The organism is Nonomuraea typhae, from assembly GCF_009760925.1.
Lineage (GTDB): Bacteria > Actinomycetota > Actinomycetes > Streptosporangiales > Streptosporangiaceae > Nonomuraea > Nonomuraea typhae.
On record NZ_VRLV01000051.1, the window covers coordinates 1 to 989 of the forward strand.

The window sequence follows — 989 nt, forward strand, 5'->3', positions numbered from 1 at the left end:
CCCGGCTCGCCACGCGGCACCGTCAGCCCGCTGTCCGGGTGCACCACCTTGACCTCCACGTGCGGCATCACCCGCCCGACCGTCTCCGTGCGGCGCTCCAGGCCGTCGCCGGGCCTGGTCATGGTGGAGACCGGGGAGGTCTCGGTCATGCCGTAGCAGATCGCCACCTCGGCCATGTTCATCTCACCGGCGACGCGCTTCATCACCTCCACCGGGCAGGGAGAGCCGGCCATGATGCCGGTGCGCAGGCTGGACAGGTCGAAGCGGGCGGCGATGGCCAGTTCGGCGATGAACATGGTCGGCACGCCGTACAGCGCGGTGCACCTCTCCTGCTGCACGGCCTGCAGCGTCGCCTCCGGCGCGAACCCGGCGGCGGGGATCACCACGCACGCCCCGTGCGAGGCGGCGCCCAGATTGCCCATCACCATGCCGAAGCAGTGGTAGAAGGGCACCGGCAGGCAGACCCGGTCGGCCTCGGTGTAGCCCAGCAGCTCACCGACGAAGAAGCCGTTGTTGAGGATGTTGTGATGCGACAGCGTCGCCCCCTTGGGGAAACCGGTCGTGCCCGAGGTGTACTGGATGTTGATCGGATCGTCGGCGCTCAGCGACGCCATCCGGGCCCGGACCGCGGCCGGGTCCGCGGGCAGGGCCAGCAGGTCCTCCCAGCTCGGGTCGCCGAGGTAGATCACGTCGGCGAACCCGATCTCCTCGGCCATGGCCCGGTAGTCGCTGCCCTTGTGCGCCAGCGCGCTGATGAGCAGCCGCAGGCCCGACTGCCTGACCACGTAGGCGAGCTCGTGGGCGCGGTAGGCGGGGTTGACGTTGACCAGGATCGCGCCGATCTTCGCGGTGGCGTACTGGACGATCACCCATTCCGCGCAGTTGGGCGCCCAGATGCCCACCCGGTCACCCTTGGCCACACCCCGGGCGATCAGAGCGGCGGCCAGCCGGTTCACCTCGGCGTCGAGCTCGGCGTAGGTCCACCTGCG

Annotated in this window: 1 protein-coding gene; it reads right to left on the reverse strand. The window is 70.3% G+C overall.

The features are described 5' to 3' along the window. Positions 1-989 (reverse strand): AMP-binding protein (locus FVE25_RS53660; RefSeq protein ID WP_157255263.1); only part of this gene is annotated, 989 nt, incomplete at both ends.